The sequence below is a fragment of the Nocardia farcinica genome, from assembly GCF_029867845.1.
Taxonomy (GTDB): domain Bacteria; phylum Actinomycetota; class Actinomycetes; order Mycobacteriales; family Mycobacteriaceae; genus Nocardia; species Nocardia farcinica_A.
On sequence record NZ_JARWRU010001256.1, the window covers coordinates 1 to 1,105 of the forward strand.

Here is a 1,105-nt window from a genome sequence, read left to right on the forward strand (position 1 = left end):
GCCCCGCCCCCCCCAAACAGCTATTCTTGTTGTCCGGTACCCCCCCCGGGGCCCCGCTTGCCCTGGCACACCCCCCGCCCCTGCGGGGCCCCTCCGCCTCGGGCCCTCCGGCCGCCCTCGGCGAGAACCCAGCGCACCCGGTCGGATCCGGCCGGAGTCAACTTGCAGCGCAGCGACCGCGCGCCGACCGCGTCCAGGCGCACCTTCTCCCAGGCGAACGGCAGGGCCAGACTGCCCGGTTCGGCGGGCAGCAGGGCGGCGGAGGCGGCGACCGACTGCATGGCGGCGTCCAGCAGCGCGGGATGCAGGCCGAACTTGTCGGCGTCGGTGACGGTCTTGGGTAGCGCGACCTCGGCGAAGACGTCCTCGCCGCGCTTCCAGACCGCGCGCATGCCCTGGAAGGTGGGGCCGTACTGGTAGCCGAGGGCGGCGAGGGTCTCGTAGGCGGCGGCCGGTTCGACCACCGATTGCGCGCCGACCGGCGGCCACAGCTCCAGTCCCTGGGTGTCGGTCTGCTCGGTCGCGGCGGCGGCCAGGAATCCGTCGGCGTGCAGACTCCATTCCAGCTTGCCAGGCGCCTCGTCGGTGTCCTCCCGGCGCGAGTACACGGCCACCTTCCTGCGGCCGGAGCGTTCCCGTTCGCCGACCGCCACCTGCAGGTGGATGGCCCCCTCGGCGGGCAGCGTCACCGGCGAGTACATGCTCAGCTTGTCCACCCGCGGTGTGCCGAGCTTGTCGCCGGCGTGCAGGGCCAGCTCGAGCAGCATGGCCCCGGGGACGAGGACGTTGCCGTGCAGGGCGTGGTCGGCCAGCCAGCCGTGGGTGGCCAGCGAGAGCCTGGTGCTGAACAGGAAGCGGTCCGCGCCGGGGGTTTCCACCACCGCGCCGAGCAGCGGATGCCCCGCGTCGGCGAGGCCGAGCCCGCTCGGCTTGCCGCCGCGGGAGTTCGCGACCCCCGCCAGCCAGTGAGCCTTTTTCATCCTTGCTGAGCGGCTCTGAGTTCGCGGTGCTGAAGGACGTGGATGGCCTTGACGAGTTGTCCGGCCTTGTAGGGACAGCAGCGGAGTTTACGCAGCACACGCCAGCTTTTCAGTTGGGCGATCGC

Annotated in this window: 1 protein-coding gene; it reads right to left on the bottom strand. The window is 72.2% G+C overall.

All coding sequences use genetic code 11. The features are described from left to right. Positions 1 to 20: 20 nt before the first annotated feature. Positions 21 to 980, bottom strand: coding sequence for a polyketide synthase dehydratase domain-containing protein (locus QH283_RS28160; RefSeq protein ID WP_280505956.1), 960 nt, complete (start codon positions 978 to 980; stop codon positions 21 to 23). Positions 981 to 1,105 lie beyond the last annotated feature (125 nt).